The 17,237-nt window shown below is 49.2% G+C and carries 13 protein-coding genes; 9 read left to right on the plus strand and 4 right to left on the minus strand.

Going from position 1 to position 17,237, the window contains the following annotated elements; translation table 11 throughout:
* Window positions 1-30: 30 nt before the first annotated feature.
* The 5 genes from earP to ACFOE0_RS16405 all read left to right on the plus strand — a co-directional run bounded on the left by earP (window position 31) and on the right by ACFOE0_RS16405 (window position 5,996).
* Complete coding sequence (earP, locus tag ACFOE0_RS16385) at window positions 31-1,203, plus strand: elongation factor P maturation arginine rhamnosyltransferase EarP (protein ID WP_248936250.1); 1,173 nt, start codon at window positions 31-33, stop codon at window positions 1,201-1,203.
* Between the two features lie 49 nt (window positions 1,204-1,252).
* Window positions 1,253-1,816 (plus strand): elongation factor P, encoded by a 564-nt coding sequence (gene efp / locus ACFOE0_RS16390; RefSeq protein WP_115136872.1) that lies wholly within the window; start codon window positions 1,253-1,255, stop codon window positions 1,814-1,816.
* Between the two features lie 378 nt (window positions 1,817-2,194).
* The gene (locus ACFOE0_RS16395; protein ID WP_283106453.1) at window positions 2,195-3,568 is read left to right on the plus strand and encodes a TackOD1 domain-containing metal-binding protein; all 1,374 of its coding nucleotides are present in this window, start codon (window positions 2,195-2,197) and stop codon (window positions 3,566-3,568) included.
* The gene (locus tag ACFOE0_RS16400; RefSeq protein WP_248936251.1) at window positions 3,565-4,893 is read left to right on the plus strand and encodes a glycosyltransferase family 2 protein; all 1,329 of its coding nucleotides are present in this window, start codon (window positions 3,565-3,567) and stop codon (window positions 4,891-4,893) included. Before ACFOE0_RS16395 ends, ACFOE0_RS16400 begins: the two co-directional genes overlap by 4 nt.
* Window positions 4,893-5,996 (plus strand): HlyD family secretion protein, encoded by a 1,104-nt coding sequence (locus ACFOE0_RS16405; RefSeq protein ID WP_248936252.1) that lies wholly within the window; start codon window positions 4,893-4,895, stop codon window positions 5,994-5,996. Before ACFOE0_RS16400 ends, ACFOE0_RS16405 begins: the two co-directional genes overlap by 1 nt.
* A 273-nt stretch (window positions 5,997-6,269) precedes the next feature.
* Here the strand turns inward: ACFOE0_RS16405 and ACFOE0_RS16410 are convergent, their stop codons facing one another.
* The 3 genes from ACFOE0_RS16410 to ACFOE0_RS16420 all read right to left on the minus strand — a co-directional run bounded on the left by ACFOE0_RS16410 (window position 6,270) and on the right by ACFOE0_RS16420 (window position 9,748).
* Entirely contained in the window at window positions 6,270-7,559 is a 1,290-nt protein-coding gene (locus tag ACFOE0_RS16410) for an L-lactate MFS transporter (protein ID WP_248936253.1), read from the minus strand.
* A 434-nt stretch (window positions 7,560-7,993) separates the two neighbouring features.
* A complete protein-coding gene (locus tag ACFOE0_RS16415; protein ID WP_248936254.1) occupies window positions 7,994-8,299 on the minus strand; it encodes an antibiotic biosynthesis monooxygenase family protein in 306 nt (101 codons plus the stop codon).
* 66 nt (window positions 8,300-8,365) lie between these two features.
* On the minus strand, window positions 8,366-9,748 hold the full coding sequence (locus ACFOE0_RS16420; protein WP_115136877.1) for a Na+/H+ antiporter NhaC family protein: 1,383 nt from the start codon (window positions 9,746-9,748) through the stop codon (window positions 8,366-8,368).
* 553 nt (window positions 9,749-10,301) lie between these two features.
* On the opposite strand from ACFOE0_RS16420, the gene ACFOE0_RS16425 reads away from it, so the two are divergent.
* The 3 genes from ACFOE0_RS16425 (at window position 10,302) to ACFOE0_RS16435 (ending at window position 13,564) form a co-directional block, all read left to right on the plus strand.
* A complete protein-coding gene (locus ACFOE0_RS16425; protein WP_248936255.1) occupies window positions 10,302-11,516 on the plus strand; it encodes a pyridoxal phosphate-dependent aminotransferase in 1,215 nt (404 codons plus the stop codon).
* Window positions 11,517-11,617: 101 nt separating this feature from the next.
* On the plus strand, window positions 11,618-12,223 hold the full coding sequence (gene yfbR / locus ACFOE0_RS16430; protein ID WP_248936256.1) for a 5'-deoxynucleotidase: 606 nt from the start codon (window positions 11,618-11,620) through the stop codon (window positions 12,221-12,223).
* A 15-nt stretch (window positions 12,224-12,238) separates the two neighbouring features.
* On the plus strand, window positions 12,239-13,564 hold the full coding sequence (locus tag ACFOE0_RS16435; protein ID WP_248936377.1) for an anti-phage deoxyguanosine triphosphatase: 1,326 nt from the start codon (window positions 12,239-12,241) through the stop codon (window positions 13,562-13,564).
* A 60-nt stretch (window positions 13,565-13,624) separates the two neighbouring features.
* Here ACFOE0_RS16435 and ACFOE0_RS16440 read toward each other — a convergent pair whose 3' ends face one another.
* Entirely contained in the window at window positions 13,625-14,257 is a 633-nt protein-coding gene (locus ACFOE0_RS16440) for a YchE family NAAT transporter (protein WP_115136879.1), read from the minus strand.
* A 354-nt stretch (window positions 14,258-14,611) separates the two neighbouring features.
* Here ACFOE0_RS16440 and adhE point away from each other — a divergent pair, with 354 nt between their 5' ends.
* Window positions 14,612-17,209 carry a bifunctional acetaldehyde-CoA/alcohol dehydrogenase gene (gene adhE, locus ACFOE0_RS16445; RefSeq protein ID WP_248936257.1) on the plus strand — a complete coding sequence of 866 codons (2,598 nt, stop codon included), beginning with the start codon at window positions 14,612-14,614 and terminating at the stop codon, window positions 17,207-17,209.
* The last annotated feature ends 28 nt before the right edge of the window (window positions 17,210-17,237 follow it).

Consider the following 17,237-nt stretch of genomic DNA (forward strand, 5'->3'; position numbering starts at 1 on the left):
GCCTTTTCTGTATCCTGTCCTGACAAATCTATGACTACAACTTCTTCGAATCATTGGGACATCTTCTGCGCCGTCGTCGACAATTACGGTGATATCGGCGTGACCTGGCGTCTGGCCAAGCAGCTTGCCAATGAATACAGCATCAAGGTCAACCTTTGGGTCGATGACCTTGGCAGCTTTGGCCATATACTGCCGACTCTTGACCCGGCCTCTCACAGCCAGACCATTCAGGGTGTCACCATTAAACAATGGAACCAGCCACTGGATCTCCCCTATTCACCGGGCGCAGTCCTGATTGAGGCTTTTGCCTGCGAACTGCCCGATGAAGTGAAATCCCAACTGGCCCCCGTCAAGTCGCAAAACCCGGTTAAACCACCCGTGTGGCTGAACCTGGAATACCTGAGCGCCGAAGATTGGGTAGAAGGCTGTCATGGGCTACCCTCGTTCCAGCCCAACGGTGTTGATAAGTTCTTTTATATGCCTGGCTTTACCGAGAAAACCGGTGGCCTTATCTGTGAGTCCGACCTGTTTGCCCAGCGGGATGCCTGGCAGGCTGACAGTGCAAACAGGCTATCACTGTTTAACAAGCTTGGGCTGAGCGGTATAGAGCAGCACCATAAGGTGATCAGCATCTTCAGCTATGAGACTGAGGCGCTGCCGGCACTTTGCCAACATTGGGCCAATGAAAGTGAACCTGTCCATGCCCTGATCCCAAAAGGTCGCAGCTTTAACAGCCTGAAATCCCTGTTGCCCTGTGATATTGACCAACTGGTACCGGGACAACAGCTTAGCCTGGGAAATCTCACTATCCACGTGCTGCCGATGACAGACCAGCAAGGATATGACCGCCTGCTGTGGAGCTGTGACTTCAATATCGTGCGGGGGGAAGACTCTTTCCTTCGAGCCCAATGGGCCGCCAGACCTTTCATTTGGCATATATATCAACAGGAAGGTGATTATCATCTGGTAAAATTAGAAGCTTTTATGCGACTTTACTGCGATAATCTGGCCTTTGAGTCTGCTAAAAGCTGGCGACAACTGAATCTGGCTTTCAACCAGCAGCGCACAGATGCTGTGGTTGAACAGTGGCAAAACATTAATTCTGTTGGTGTGGACCTGTTGGACCATGCCAAACAATGGCCAATCGATGCTTTAAAGACGGTAGATTTAGCCTCACGGCTAGTGCAATTCGTCCAAAAATAGTTAAGATACCGCCTTATAGTAAAACGTCCAATATATAGGAAATTTAGCAATGAAAACTGCTCATGAAATCCGTCCAGGTAACGTGATCATGTTTAACGACAGCCCATGGGTTGTACAGAAGACTGAAACTACCCGTTCCGGCCGTAACGCTGCTATCGTGAAAATGAAACTGAAGCACGTTCTGATCGACTCCTCCACTGAAACCACCTTCAAAGGTGAAGACAAGATGGACGTAATCGTTCTGGAGCGTCTGGACTGCACCTACTCTTACTACGCAGATCCTATGTACGTATTCATGGATTCTGAGTACAACCAGTACGACGTTGAAGCTGACAACATGGGCGACGCTGCCAAGTACATCGTTGACGGCATGACTGAAGAATGTCAGGTAACCTTCTACGAAGGTAAGGCTATCTCTGTTGAACTGCCTACCACCATCGTTCGTGAAGTTGGCTACACTGAGCCAGCTGCCCGTGGTGATACTTCTGGCAAGGTAATGAAGCCTGCCAAGATCGTTGGTAGCGATCTGGAAGTGATGGTTGCTGAATTCGTTAAAGAAGGCGACAAGATCGAAATCGACACCCGTACCGGTGAATTCAAGAAGCGCGTGTAATTCCGCCCTCTGAATATTGAAAACCAGCGCCAACGCGCTGGTTTTTTTAACCCTTAAATAAACACAATTCCAACACATTTCCCCACATATCCAAACAGCCGCATCAGATACGCCCCAAGAAAAACAAATTTGTTAGACCAAATACTCTAATTGTATTATTATCCGCCCCCTTGATAGCGAGGATTGGTTTTTTGTAGGCAGATTCCATCAAATTTGTGCTGCGATTCCCTTTCCCCCGAATCCAGTCTTCGCTAACAGTCCTCTTATTTTCGAATGAAAATTCATTCACCGTATCGCTCAGTCAAACCTGACCAGAACATCTGTCTTTGGTCGGGTCCGTGGTTGGTTTTACTGATTTAAGTTTGGGTTGGTTAATAAATGCATTCAGACGCTATTCCTACTGTCATTCCACCAGTATCTGGAGTCACAGCACTTGCCTGGGTCGGTGAAGCTCCGGCAGATATTGATTGTCAATCAGTTGAGCTCTATTCCCAGGATCAGTTAAATCTGATCAAGCAGGACATTATCATTGTCCAGTCGTGTGCCAATCAGGATCAAATTCTGTGCTCATTGCGGCAGCAAACTTCCACATCATTGAGTTTGATTTTGATAGAAACGCCATCTCTGTTGTCCCCTTACCTGGCAAACGGTCAATGGAGTGGAGAATGGCAACAGGAATATGACGCCTTTATAAAAAGAAAAAAGTTGTGGAACCTAAAGCCCAACAACAATGTTGAGCTGATGCTGCTTTCCTATCTTTGGTTACACCCTGAAGCCAGCATGTTACCCAGGAAGGTACCCGTTCAACCCCACCTGTACGAATATCCACTATTGGCTCTTTGGGGAGTCAAGAGTTGCAACCAGGTTGAATGGCTGAATCGATTAACCGACAAAGGCTGGCTTGAACATTTGCAACTGGAAAACCGGGCCAGATTTTCACCATGCTGCCATTCAAGCAGATTGAATTATCTGGATACTTGCCCCTCGTGCCAAAGCATAGATTTTCAGCTTCAAACCTGCCTCCACTGCTTTAATTGCGGCCACATAGGTGCTGAGACTCAATTCAGGAAACAGTCAGGACTTGAATGTCCTAATTGTTATCAGAGCCTGCGACACATAGGCGTTGATTATGACCGGCCGATTGAAAATCATGTGTGTAAGACTTGCCATACCATGTTCGCTGAAGCCCCTGTCAGCGCACAGTGTCTGGAGTGTAATGAACTCCATGAGTTGTCCGCACTGGTCACCAAAAACTTTTACTCCTATGGACTGTCTTTAGCTGGGCAACTGTTGGCCAGACAAGGGGTTGTAGCCAACTTATTTGCCGATAGCGAAGGCAATCAGATGAGCCTTGCTCAGTTCTGCTGGCTGGCACAATGGCAAAATAAACTCGCCAAACGCCACGGTCAGACTCACACCATTTTGTCAGTCAAGCTAACCGATGGTGCGTTGCTGAGTGAAAGAGGTATGCCACTTCATCAACTGGAGACTCTGCAGGAAAGGATCTGCTCAATTGTCAGGACGACAGATGCCTGCACTCAATATACTGAAGAAGGCATGCTGTTTCTGTTGCCCTTTACTCTCCCGGGCTGCCTGAGTTCACTTATCAGCAAATTTACCGAATTGCAGGAAACCTTCACTCTGCCTTTACATTTTGACTTCAGAGCCGTTGGCTTACCGGCCGATACGGGTATGAACTTTCAGCAATGGCTGATGGCCTCTCTGGCACAAAGTGAGCTAATCAACCGATGAGTGAATTTACCACCATCCTGTATGTACTGCTGGATATCTGGCATTTACTGACAAATCAGCTGGAGGCTGTGGTTTGGGTGTTTCCTTTGGTATTGGCCTACGAATTACCTCTGATGTTATTGGTGATCACGGGCATATTAAAGTTCTATCACGCCTCTTTTATCGCGCCCCGACAAAGCAGTGGCTACTTCCCCAGGGTGTCGGTAGTCATTACCTGTTACGCAGAAGGCGATGCTGTACGCTCAACCATTGAGTCATTTGTTGAGCAGGTCTACGACGGTCATATAGAGATTTTTGCTGTGGTGGATGGCGCAGTGCAAAACGCCCACAGCTATCAGGTTGCCTGTAAAGCCGCGCAGGATTTAGCTGTTCCCGGGAGGAGCATCACGGTGCTGCCAAAATGGCAACGAGGTGGCCGGGTCTCAACCCTTAATGCAGGGCTGCACGCAGCCACAGGTGAAATCATTATCAATGCCGACGCCGATACGTCTTTCGATTGCGACACAGTTGCTCGTATAGTGCCCTTTTTTGAAGACCCTGATGTCCCCGCTGTAGGCGGCTCACTGAGAGTCAGAAACGTCAATGATTCATTGTTTACAAGGATGCAGTCCATTGAATATATGATATCAATTCAAGGGGGAAAAACCGGTCTTGGGCAATGGAATCTGCTGAACAACGTTTCCGGCGCGTTTGGTGCATTCAGACGGGAAGTATTGATACAGATCGGAGGATGGGATACTCATACGGCCGAAGATCTCGATTTAACCGTTCGCATAAAACAGTATTTCGCCCGACATCCAAATTGGCGTATCCCCTTTGCCACCCTGGCTATCGGCCACACAGACGCACCGGCATCTATCCGGGATCTGGTTTTACAGAGACTTCGATGGGATGGCGATTTGCTGTTCCTCTACATGAGAAAACACTGGCCGGCATTCACACCAAGGCTACTGGGGCTAAAGACCTTTGTATTTACCTTGCTCTACGGTGTACTGCAAAACGTTTTGATGCCTGCAGTGATATTGCTTTATATGGTTTGGCTCTGTGCTTCCTACCCCTGGGAGTTCACGGTTCCGCTTTTCCTTACCATGTACTGCCTGTACCTGCTGGTGCTCTGCTTTATGTACAGCCTGGTACTGCTGGCCGTATCCGAGCGCCCCATACAGGACCTGAAGTTATTGCCATGGTTGCCACTTTATCCTGTGTTCGCCCTGTTTATGCGTTCAATAACACTGTTCGCATTAATTAATGAAGTGGTTAGACGTTCCCACGAAGAGAGTTCAATGGCCCCTTGGTGGGTTTTAAAACGAGGTAGAAAATTCTGATGAAAGTAGTTTATCAGTCGAGTCCCAAGTCAACGCAACCCGCTGTCGATAAGGGACAGCAGATTAAGTATGCGCAGGCCAAACGCACAGGCTATAAACTGAGATGGTACCTGTTGCTGGCCATGGTGATAGCCCCTGCTTTACTTGTGATTTGGTTTATGTCAAAGCCTCTTTTGTTCATCTCAGCCCCTGGCCTGATTACCACAGAGCCCATGCCAATACGGACACCGTTATCAGGTAACATCCAGACATTGGAGGTTAAAGTTGGGCAGCCCGTAAAACAGGGGCAAACACTGATATCCATCAGCCAGGCTGCAAATCAGGCTGTTATAGCCGACTTAGAACAACGCAGGCATCAACTTGACACATTGAATAGCGAAGAAGAGCAGGCTGTGATTGCCCAGCTGCAGAAAAAAGTGGATGTTGCCCGGGAAGGACTGAAAAAACAGGGTAAGTTACTCAAGGATTTCAATAAATACATGGAGCAAAAGCTCATTCCGGTCTCCGATACTATCGCTACTGTGAGGTATTACACCGAAGCCGAAATGGACCTTGAACAAGCCAGGGCAGACCTGCTCTCTGAGCTACAAAAACAGAAAATTGAGAAATACACAGGCCCCCTTGCCAAACTCAAGGCTGAATATGACCTTGAGCTGACAAAACTAAAGGCACAGGCAAATCAGCTCAATATCAGGTCCCCGGATAACGCGAGAGTCACTCAAGTTGAAGTTCAAAAGGGTGAATATGTAGGTGCTGACACCACGTTAATGTGGTTGCAGGGGCGCTCAGCCCCAGTTGTTATTGCTTATTTGGATCCAAAATATCTGGATTATGTGCATCTGGGACAGCAGGCCAGCATTATTCTGCCAAACGGAGATAAGTTCACTGCAGAAATTAAAGAGCCAACAGAGCTGGTGAGTAAGCTTCCAAAACAACTATCGGGACCTTTTGATGGTGAACAGGCCGTCATGAAAGTTATTCTGACCCCTTCAGAGCCTCTGAAGGTCAATATTGAAGGGATGCCCGTTAAAGTCGAGTTTGACTACCTATGGCTGGCTGACTTGAAAAACAAACTGGCTAAGTCGCCAACAACATCTCTATAGTTCCCCTCTTAAATCTTCAAAGCCAGCTGACCTTTTAGCTGGCTTTTTTGTTTTATCTCAATACTCATTAGCAGCTTAAAAAGCCTCTTGGTGGTGGCTATGGCAAGTGATTTTAGATAGGAAAGATGAACTGAACATCAGAATGCCAAAGAGTGCGGCTGAACTGCCACTAATGACAGCCAAGGAATTGAATGGTGGAGATACCGGAACAGAAAGGTTGAAGAGTAAATCAGGAGGGGAACAGACAGCCATCCATGGCTATCATGCAGCTAGTTAACGGGCTTGCGCAGAAGTTAGCGTCTCAGCTGCGCCGGTAACATCAGCGGCCGATTCAGCCAGCTTAGCTTTGGCCTCCAAAGCACGCTTTCTGAATGCCGCCTGAGCCATCATCAGACATACCATGAGTGCCAACGACATAATGCCTACAGAAGCAAAATAGGCCAACTCATAGGTACCGGTTGAGTCTACAGCGAACGCGGCAATAATGGGGCCGATAAATCCGCTGACACCCCAGGAGGTGTAAACCACGCCATAGTTGGTACCATAGTTTTTCAAGCCATAAAAATTTGCGGTCAAAGACGGGAAAACCGCGGGCAAAGTACCGTAACTGACACCAGCGAGAGCCGCACCAAGCATCATACCCATTTCACCCGCGTAATATGGGAACATCAACATATTGGCAATCTGCAGCACAAATGAGATGCCCAGGGTCGACAGCCCACCAATTTTATCGTTAAGCCACCCGGCACCGACACGGCCAAAGGTATTAAACAGGGCCAGGATAACGACCAGATGCGCGGCACCTGCCATATCTGTCTGAACAGCGGCGATGGATGTGATATTGCCGATAATCATCAAACCCGTTGATGACGCACACAGGTACATAAACCACAGGCCATAGAATTGGGGGGTACGCATCATGCCGCGCCAATTGATCTCTTCGCGGATAGGCTGTTGCTTCTGGACTGCATCGCCATTATCCGCAGCGACATAACCTTCAGGGGGATTGGTGATGGTGCAGGCCAGTGGCACAGCGATTAGCAGCAACGCGGCGCCCAAAAAGATAAACGCCTTTTCAATTCCCCAACCACCGATAAGGGTGGTGATCAGAGGCGCCAGATACACGCCGGCCAGTCCAAAGCCTGCGGCAATCAGACCATTAACCACCCCCCGACGGGAAGGCGCAAACCACTTCATGGCTGCGGGCGCCAAACAGGCGTAAGCGAAGCCAATACCGCCACCGGCGATCAGACCAAAGCTGACAATCAGCATATCCGGTGTGGTGCCAAAGCCGGATGCAATCAAACCAATACCTGAAAGCAAGGTACCGGCAATCAATACCCGACGTGGCCCAAACCTGTCCTGGATTATCCCGGCCAACAACAATGAGATTGAGAAAGTGACAATGGCAATGGTGTATGGCATCGAGGCCTCGGCGTTACTCCATCCAAGGTCCATCACCAGTGCTTTTTTAAATACACTCCAGGTAAAAAGAATACCAATACACAAATTAATGCAGAAACCCGCAATCAGGATCTGCCTGGCTCGACTCAGCGTTTTCATATCGCCTCTTTTATATTTTCACCTCAACCCTGGCAGCACATTAGATACAGCCAAAACAACCTGGTTACATAGTTTTTGATTAAGGCATTACTTATGAAGGCGGGGGATTCTAGCAGCAAGTGCAGAAAGGAAAGAAGCGTGATTGATACATCTTTGAACATTTAAACCAAAGTGATTTTCATCACATTGTATTACTTAGCTTTTTTGTCAAAACTCAGATGCTAACAGCAATAAGCACATACGATCCAATTGCAACAGCTGTTACGCTGCAGGCGATTTTATGATCTTTAAGTGTAATAAAATAAAAAGCGATGGCGCCCGGCACTGATACATTTGCAGTTTGTAGCACAGAGTTGAAACATAAACTGCGAACGTCAAAGTCCCAAGACCAGAGATGACAGGTAAGATGTTGAGCTTATGATTTCTCCCTTTCCTCAAATGATCTGTTTTTGGCTGAATTGATAACTGCGCTCAAGGCTAAGTACTTCCACCTGATAGTCCAGATACCACTGCGCCCAGCCCAATTGCTGTGCTTTAAGGTGCAGGGGATTACTCTTCCAATTCAGTATGTCCTGCTCTGTGCGCCAATAGGAAATCGCGACCTCCATCTCACCACTGCTGGCGGCGATAAAGTCGATACAATGGTAGCGCTCAAATGCCAGTACTCTCAGTTGCTGCACCATGGCAGCGTATTCATCACCCTGCTCTCCCGGTGTGGCTTTGAATATCACAACGAACATCTGTTCCTCCTTGCCCCTTAAGTCCCTGGCGGATATGAAAAAGCCGCCCCGGGGCGGCTTGATAACTTATGCCAGCATGATAAATCCGGCGAAGGCGACCACCGCCGCGATTAAGGCGTAGGGCAACTGCGTCACCCCATGACTCACCAGATTACAACCCGATCCCTGAGCCGCCAAAACGGTTGAGTCGGAATAGAAGCAGGCCTGAGAGCCGAATGATGATGCAGATAGCAAGGCGCCGATCACCAGCGGAATATCTGCGCCGACCGAATGGGCCAAAGGCATCACAATCGGGATAGATACCGCAAAGATGCCCCAGCTGGAACCGGTTGCGAAAGCCAGTCCCGCCATAGCCACAAATACCACAGCCGGCAACATCTGCGCGGTCATATAGGGACTGAGGCTATTGATAACATATTGGGGAAGCTGCAGCATGTCGCACACATCTTTAAAGATAAACGCGGCGGTGACGGTACCGATTGCCGGCAGCATACTCTTAAAGCCGTCAATCATCTGATCCATCATCTCCGACAGTGGCATCAGACGCTGAACCGCATAGTAAGGCAGTGTGATAGCCAAGGTTGCCAGCAAACCCAGCCAAACATCGATATCAAAATAGATGGTAAAGGCCACCAGCAGTAAAATCGGCACAAAGAAGTTATGCAACTTGCCATGGGTATCGGCATTGGCAAACTCCTCTTCAATCGCCTTGAGGGCATACTCGTCAGATGTCTGCACCTGCTCAAGATCTACCTGCTTAAGTGCAGGAGCCCCTTGAGCCGCCATTAACTGAGCTTTTTTCATCGGGCCCATAGCCGGCACCACACCAAGGATCACCAGCACCACCATGCCCACCGCCAGCCAGGCGTAAAGCATATAAGGAATGGCCTGCATATAGACAGCAATGCCCTGTCCTTCCGCCGCAACACCATTGTCCACCAGCAAACCACCAAAGAACACAGCCCAGGTCGACAACGGAACCAGCACACAGATAGGTGCCGCAGTTGAATCTACAACATAAGCAAGCATTTCCCGGGAGACTTTAAATTTATCTGTCACCCGTTTCATGGTGGAGCCCACAGTCAGGGCATTAAGGTAATCGTCGATAAAGATAATGACCCCGAGAATAAAGGTCATAAAAAGTGATGATCTCGGTCCTTTGGCAAACTTCAGCGCGAATCGACCAAAGGCCATGGCGCCGCCGGTTCGCACCAGAAGCGCAATCAGCGCACCAAAACTACCACAAACCAGGATCAGCCAGCCTATGGTTTCATCACCCATGACTTTGAGAGAGATTTCGGAGAAATTATTCAATATCGCTTTGGGATCGACCAACAGCAGGCCTACCAAAGCACCGATAACCAGGGAAAGGATGGGACGACGCAGCCAAATGGCCAGGGTTAATACCACAGCAGGTGGGATAAGACTTAACGCAGTCGGCTCAGACATGCACTTAGGTCCTCTGTTTATTATTGCCTTCACAGGCTTGTTATAAGAAAAGTGCCACCGGTATAAACAGGTAACGCCGGGACACCTGTGCTGCTTTATGTTGGGGCATGCCTCCAGACGGTAAATTGCCGCTTTTGTTTTGCCTTGGTCAAAACATCGCGCAGAAAATAAATCGCATTGAATAATGAGTCAACTTTAATTTGTTAAAATGCAGGCCAAAAGATGATAAGACATGGCTAATAAAGTGGTAACCTCAAGCATGTGAAAGGATTTTCTCAGCCCATCATCCATGGAGTTGTGACTGAATAGATAACAAAGATAAACCGCAGGATATAAGGGGAAAGCGCATTTACCCTGACGCCAATGACAGCAAAACGCCAACAAGTAGTGGATTACCCTAATCAGGGAGCGCCAAACGCAAAAGATCAGCATTTTACTCTGCGTGAGGCGCCTTATATTTTCGATTATTTTATTCAAGTACCCTTTCAGAACCTCCGGTTTTCCTATATCTTGCACTGAGTTAACTCTGTATTTGCGTATTTTTGAGGTTATAGTGCGCCCGGTCATCAAATCAAACAAACTGGATACTGTCTGCTATGACATTCGAGGTCCGGTTCATAAAGAAGCCCGCCGTCTGGAAGACGAAGGTCACCGGATCCTGAAACTGAATATTGGTAACCCTGCCCCCTTTGGCTTTGAAGCGCCGGAAGAGATTGTCCGTGACGTTATTTTGAATCTGCCAAGTGCACAGGGTTACTGTGAATCCAAAGGTCTGTTTTCTGCCCGTAAAGCCATTGTCCAGCATTACCAATCCCAGGGGATTCGGAGTGTCGATATCGATGATATCTATATTGGTAACGGCGTATCCGAACTGATCCTCATGGCATTGCAGGGCCTGCTCAATACAGGTGATGAAGTGCTGATCCCGGCACCTGACTATCCACTGTGGACAGCGTCAGCGCACCTGGCCGGCGGTAAAGCGATTCACTATCGTTGTGACGAAGAGTCTGACTGGTTCCCGGATCTGGACGATATACGCAGCAAAATCACACCTCGCACCCGTGCACTGGTGATGATTAACCCGAATAACCCAACAGGTGCGGTGTACAGCCGTGAGTTGATTCTTGAAATTATCGAAATCTGTCGTCAACATGATCTGATCCTGTTCGCCGATGAGATCTACGACAAGATTCTGTATGACGGTGCTCAGCACATTCCTGCTGCCAGTCTGTCCGATGACATTCTGACCGTGACCTTTAATGGTCTGTCAAAAGCCTATCGCGCCGCCGGTTTCCGTGTCGGCTGGATGATGCTTACGGGTAACCTCAAGGATGCCCGCAGCTATATCGAAGGTTTGGATATGCTGGCGTCCATGCGCCTTTGTGCCAACGTGCCTAACCAGCATGCTATTCAAACTGCACTGGGTGGTTATCAGAGTATCAATGAACTGGTACTGCCATTGGGACGCCTCGCCCAGCAACGTGATACCTGTTACGAACTGCTGAACAGCATCCCCGGTGTCAGCTGCAAAAAACCGAAAGGCGCTCTGTATGCCTTCCCTAAGCTGGATACCAAGAAGTTTAATATCCGGGACGATGAGAAGCTGGTATTGGACCTGCTGAATGACAAGAAAATTCTGCTGGTTCAGGGCACGGCATTTAACTGGCCAGAGCCGGACCACCTGCGAGTGGTGTTCCTGCCCTGGAAAGAAGATCTGCAAAAAGCCATGACTGAGTTTGGTAGCTTCCTCGAAACATACCAACAGTAAATTCAGCAGCTTATTTTATAAAAGCCACCTCAGGGTGGCTTTTTTGTTGGTGATATACAGGTTAACCTTAAATCAGTACCCGCAGTTTATGGAACACCTCTATGAAAAGCAGTTTTCTTGCCTGGATCCATCGCATGCCTCTGATTAAACGCTGGGCACTCATGCATTGCGTTAAAAAAGAGAATATCGCCGAGCACTCCCATCAGGTCGCCGTCATCGCCCACATGCTGGCGGTTATCCGTAACACCTATTTCGATGGTGAGCTCATCCCTGAACGTGCCGCTACTCTGGCGCTCTATCATGAGTGTTCAGAGACCAAGTTGCAGGACATCAACCATGTCACCAAATATCACAACCCTGAGTTGACCAAAGAGTTTAAAAAGCTTGAAGAGATGGCTGAGCAGGATTGCGTCAACACCCTGCCCCCTGAGCTCAGAGAGATATTCAGACCTTTGATTGTGCAAAATGAAGTAGACCCTGAATATAAGAAGCTGGTGAAAGCCGCCGACCTTATTTCGGCCTATATCAAAGCAATGGATGAGATGCGTTTCGGTAACGACGAATTTGCACATGTCAAAATTCGGCTTGGGGAGATGCTATTGTATTATCGAGAGCAGTTGCCTGAAGTGGAATACTTTCTGAAAACCTTCAGCGACAGCTGTTTTGTCTCGGTAGACAGGTTATCTGCTGAAGACCATCAGGCTTAAGGAGAGGCAGTGAACATAAATCCCCAATGGCAGGCACGCCGACTGGCTGAAGATAAATTACGAAGAAACGATGAGCGCAGTCCGTTTCAAAGAGACAGAGCGCGTATCCTGCACAGTGCAGCTTTCCGGCGGCTGCAGGCCAAAACCCAGGTGTTGGGCGTGGGGATGAATGATTTTTATCGCACCAGACTGACCCATTCACTGGAAGTGGCGCAAATCGGTACCGGGATTTGTGCGCAGCTTAAACGCAAACATCCTGATTATGCCTGGCTGATGGACTCCACCAGCTTGATTGAAGCTCTGTGTCTGGCTCACGACATTGGCCACCCCCCATTTGGTCACGGCGGTGAAGTCGCGCTTAACTATATGATGCGTGATCACGGTGGATTTGAAGGCAATGGCCAGACCTTCAGAATTCTCACCCGCCTGGAGCCATATACCCAGCATTATGGGATGAACCTGAGCAGAAGGACCTTGCTGGGAATACTCAAGTATCCTGTCACTGCCGCTCATCTTGCCCCACAAATCCCCCAAGGTGCAGTAAAGCCCAATCACCAGGTCAGGCCTCAGGACTGGCCGCCGGTCAAAGCGGTTTATAATGACGACAGCGAAATTCTGGATTGGGTGCTGGGGCCTGTGACGGACGCCGACAAGCAGGCTTTTTCCCGATATCAGGCCGCCAACGGTCACCTTCCGGGTAAATCCCTTTGTAAGTCACTGGATGCCACCATCATGGAGCTGGCAGATGATATCGCCTACGCAGTGCATGACCTGGAAGATGCCATCGTGATGGGCATAGTTACCCGGGAACAATGGCAGCAGGATATCACGCCGTCTCTCAGAGCCAGTGAAGATGAATGGATCCGTCAGGAACTGGCAGATATTGATGTCAGGATGTTCAACCCGGAGCACTACATCAGGAAAGACGCCATAGGCACTTTGGTTAATGGCTTCGTCACTGCAATCAACATCATCAAACAAAACACCTTTGAAGATCCGTTATTGGAGTTTCAGGCCAGGCTGGAGCCCGCCTTCCATATCGTACTGGAAGTCCTTAAACAGTTTGTTCTGAAACGCGTTGTACGAAAGCCCGAAGTGCAGATGCTTGAGTATAAAGGACAGCAAATGCTGATGACGCTGTTTGAAGCACTTGCGTCAGATCCCATGCGCCTGTTACCGCTCAATACCCAACAAAGGTATCTGGAGTCTCGGCAAAGTGAGGGCAACAGCATGCGGGTAATCGCAGATTATCTGTCAGGCATGACAGATGACTTTGCCGCCCGCCTCTACCGCCAGTTGTTTACCCCCAGCGTCGCTGACATTAATGGCCCGCTGATCTGACGATCTTTATGCAGACATAAAAAAACGCGCCTGATAGCGCGTTTTTTTCTTATGCAAGGCTTAGCCTATCAGGCTTGGAAACATGCCTTTAAAGCCTGCGGCTATCACTTCAATACCGATAGACAGCATAATCAAACCCATCAGACGGGTAATGACGTTAATCCCGGTTTTGCCCAGAATCTTGTAGATCACTGACGCCATACGGAACAGCAGGAAACTCAGCAGGCCAAACACCACTACTGCGGCGGACATTCCGGCCAGATTAACCCAGGTATTGTTCTCTGCGGCGAATACAATCACAGATGAAATAGCACCCGGACCTGCCATCAGTGGCAGCGCCAGAGGCACAACCGCCACAGACTCCATGGCAGAGGATTCGCCCACTTCCTCTTTATTACGCTTAACCTCACCCAGCTTACCTTGCAACATCGACATGGCAATAATGGCAATCAGAGTGCCGCCGGCAATACGAAACGCCGACAAACTGATGCTGAACATATTCAAAATATGCTGACCGGCAAAGATGGTAACCAGCAGAATAACCACCACAGCGATATTGGCTACTTTCGCAGTTTGGTTGCGCTCTGGCTCAGTTTGATGGCTGGTCAAACTGACAAAAACAGGCAGCAGGCCTACAGGGTTGATGATGGCAACCAGACCCAGGAAAAATTTGATGTAAAGGGTAAAGTCCAAGACAGAATTCCTTGAAAATGCCGAGCGAGAAATCGGACGCTACTCTAACCTATATCCCGCCTATTTCAGTAGCGTGATTCTTTTAAGCTGGTCACAATTTCAATGAATAGCTCGGTATTTATCCACTTTTACCGAAGGTAACACGTCATTTATCAATTAAAACCTACTTCTCACCTGAATCATTCTTTTAAGGCAATGCTGCAATATTCCCCGTTCAGGCTCCCTATATAAGCTTTACCCGACTTACGTGCTTTGGCTCACAGAAAGCTGTAGCCCGCCTGTGTAGTGTCAAAGACAAGGAAAGAGGATTGAGCAAATCCGGCATTTGCTGAATCTTTTTTTCAGGAGAGTGTTATGAGAATCACTTCGCCCCGGGAGCTTGACCTGTTAATGGATAAGGTCGCCAAAGCTCAGGCCGAGTTTGCCACTTTTACACAGGAGCAAACCGACACTATCTTTCGGGCCGCAGCCTTTGCCGCTGCTGGCGCCAGAATTGAGCTGGCTAAGATGGCGGCTCAGGAAACCGGCATGGGCCTGGTAGAGGACAAGGTGATCAAAAACCACTTTGCCTCTGAGTATATCTACAACAAATACAAGGATGAGCTCACCTGCGGCATCATAGATGAGGACTCCACCTTCGGCACGCTCACCATTGCAGAGCCGGTGGGTATTATTTGCGGTATAGTGCCGACTACCAACCCCACATCAACAGCAATCTTCAAAGCCCTTATCAGCCTGAAAACCCGTAACGGTATCGTCTTCTCTCCCCACCCCAGAGCCAAAAACGCCACAGCCTACGCAGCCAAACTGGTTCATGATGCTGCCGTTGGCGCCGGCGCACCTGAGCATATTATTGGTTGGATCGATGAGCCCTCCGTTGAGCTGTCGAACCACCTGATGACCCATGACAAAATAAACCTGATCCTGGCCACTGGTGGCCCGGGTATGGTCAAGTCAGCCTACTCATCAGGAAAGCCTGCTATTGGTGTCGGTGCAGGTAACACGCCCATCATCATTGACGAAACCGCCGACATTAAACGTGCAGTGGCTTCTATCCTGATGTCCAAGACATTTGATAATGGTGTAGTGTGTGCGTCAGAACAGGCAGTAGTCGTCGTCGATGATATTTATGATGCAGTAAAAGAGCGATTCGCCAAGCATGGCGGCTACCTGTTATCACCCGAGCAAACTGACGCGGTTCGCAGCGTTATCCTGAAAAACGGCCATCTCAACGCTGATATTGTCGGCCAGTCTGCGGTAAAAATTGCTGAAATGGCCGGCATTACCGTGCCGGATATCACCAAGGTGTTGATAGGTGAAGTCAGCGCCATAGCTAATGATGAAGCCTTTGCACTTGAGAAGCTGTCACCCCTGCTGGGCATGTATCGGGCTGGCGACTTCGAACAAGCACTGGATATTGCCGAAGCCCTGGTAGCCCTTGGCGGCATAGGCCACACTTCAGGCCTATATACAGATCAGGACTCCCAGAATGAGCGCATCAGACTCTTCGGTCAGCGGATGAAAACCGCCCGCATTCTGATTAATACTCCCGCGTCTCAGGGGGGAATTGGCGATCTTTATAACTTCAAGTTAGCACCATCATTGACATTGGGCTGTGGTTCCTGGGGTGGCAACTCGATCTCTGAAAACGTTGGTCCCAGCCACCTTATCAATAAGAAAACCGTCGCCAAGAGGGCCGAGAATATGCTGTGGCACAAGCTTCCCAGGTCGATTTACTTCCGTCGTGGCAGCTTGCCCGTCGCCCTTGAAGAGCTGAAAGGTAAGCAGCGTGCGCTGATCATCACCGACACCTATCTCTACAATGCCGGTTACTGCAACGAGACTCTGGCCATTCTCAAATCTCTTGGTATAGATACGGATGTTTTCTACGGTGTTAAAGCGGACCCTACCCTGGACGTAGTAATGGAAGGGGTTGAGATGGCGGACAGATTTCAGCCTGATGTCATTATCGCCCTGGGCGGTGGCAGCCCAATGGATGCAGCCAAAATTATCTGGCTCATGTATGAACACAAGGATGTCGACTTTGCGGATATGTCCCTGAGGTTTATGGATATTCGCAAGCGTATCTATACCTTCCCCAAGCTGGGTGTCAAAGCAAGTCTGGTAGCGATACCGACGACATCAGGCACAGGCTCTGAAGTCACACCTTTCGCTGTGGTGACAGATCAAACCACGGGCCAGAAGTATCCGATTGCCGATTACGAGCTGACCCCTTCCATGGCCATTATCGACCCCAATCTGGTCATGGACCTACCGCCGTCGCTCACCGCATTCGGAGGTATTGACGCTATCACGCACGCATTGGAAGCCTATGTCAGTGTGATGGCTAATGAATACAGTGACGGTCAGGCCCTACAAGCGCTGAAGCTGCTGTTTAATCATCTGCCACAGGCTTACGAACTGGGAGCCAAAGCACCAGAGGCAAGAGAAAAGGTCCACAATGGCGCAACCGTCGCAGGCATAGCGTTTGCCAACGCCTTCCTCGGGGTGTGTCACTCGATGGCTCACAAACTGGGCGCAGAATTCCACTTGCCTCATGGCCTGGCCAATGCCCTGCTGATCAGCAATGTGATCCGCTTCAATGCCACTGACAGTCCAACCAAACAGGCGGCCTTCAGCCAATACGACAGACCCAAGGCCAAATGTCGTTACGCCGACATTGCCGATTACCTGCGTCTGCCGGGCAGTAACGATGATGAGAAAGTAGAAGCCCTGATTGAAGCGATAGAGGGCATCAAGACCAGACTCAACATTCCAGCATCTATCCAAGCGGCAGGAGTTGATGAAGCCAGGTTCCTTGAGCAACTGGATGATTTGGCGGAAGGTGCATTCGACGACCAGTGTACAGGTGCCAACCCAAGGTACCCACTGATCGCCGAGCTGAAAGCCCTGCTGCTGGCCAGTTTCTATGGTGAAACTTACCGGGACTAATCCTTACTGATAGTTAGCGTGATAAGAA

The sequence above is a fragment of the Shewanella submarina genome (assembly GCF_042646185.1).
Taxonomy (GTDB): domain Bacteria; phylum Pseudomonadota; class Gammaproteobacteria; order Enterobacterales; family Shewanellaceae; genus Shewanella; species Shewanella corallii.

Bases quoted from the DNA above. Each gene is read 5' to 3' on its own strand.
- adhE (WP_248936257.1), top strand. From the start codon at position 14,612: ATGAGAATCACTTCGCCCCGGGAGCTTGACCTGTTAATGGATAAGGTC.
- ACFOE0_RS16405 (WP_248936252.1), top strand. From the start codon at position 4,893: ATGAAAGTAGTTTATCAGTCGAGTCCCAAGTCAACGCAACCCGCTGTC.
- yfbR (WP_248936256.1), top strand. From the start codon at position 11,618: ATGAAAAGCAGTTTTCTTGCCTGGATCCATCGCATGCCTCTGATTAAA.
- ACFOE0_RS16415 (WP_248936254.1), bottom strand. From the start codon at position 8,299: ATGTTCGTTGTGATATTCAAAGCCACACCGGGAGAGCAGGGTGATGAA.
- ACFOE0_RS16410 (WP_248936253.1), bottom strand. From the start codon at position 7,559: ATGAAAACGCTGAGTCGAGCCAGGCAGATCCTGATTGCGGGTTTCTGC.
- ACFOE0_RS16420 (WP_115136877.1), bottom strand. From the start codon at position 9,748: ATGTCTGAGCCGACTGCGTTAAGTCTTATCCCACCTGCTGTGGTATTA.
- efp (WP_115136872.1), top strand. From the start codon at position 1,253: ATGAAAACTGCTCATGAAATCCGTCCAGGTAACGTGATCATGTTTAAC.
- ACFOE0_RS16395 (WP_283106453.1), top strand. From the start codon at position 2,195: ATGCATTCAGACGCTATTCCTACTGTCATTCCACCAGTATCTGGAGTC.
- earP (WP_248936250.1), top strand. From the start codon at position 31: ATGACTACAACTTCTTCGAATCATTGGGACATCTTCTGCGCCGTCGTC.
- ACFOE0_RS16400 (WP_248936251.1), top strand. From the start codon at position 3,565: ATGAGTGAATTTACCACCATCCTGTATGTACTGCTGGATATCTGGCAT.